The sequence below is a fragment of the Tolypothrix sp. VBCCA 56010 genome, assembly GCF_050875635.1.
GTDB lineage: Bacteria > Cyanobacteriota > Cyanobacteriia > Cyanobacteriales > Nostocaceae > Hassallia.
The window spans coordinates 1-207 of sequence record NZ_JBPAOH010000568.1; the positions used below are offsets into that span (position 1 = coordinate 1).

A 207-nucleotide genomic window follows, 5' to 3' on the forward strand; every position below is an offset into this window, starting at 1 on the left:
GCATAATTCCAAAACCAGCGACAACAGCCAAAGCTTTTGGCTAAAGCTATTTGCTGCTTTGAAGTTGGATACAATCTGAACTTATAAGCTTTGTACATTATCAGAATTGTTTATTAGTGATAAGAGTATACCACAAACAAAAAAATAATGTTGCTTGCCTAACGGCACGCTTCTGTGCGAGAGGCTAGCCTGCGGCAACGCCAAGGG

1 protein-coding gene is annotated in these 207 nt (G+C 41.1%); it reads right to left on the bottom strand.

The features are described 5' to 3' along the window. A partial coding sequence (locus AABK37_RS42385; RefSeq protein ID WP_432557328.1) for a helix-turn-helix domain-containing protein occupies window positions 1-98 on the bottom strand: 98 nt, incomplete at its 3' end. Window positions 99-207: the final 109 nt, after the last annotated feature.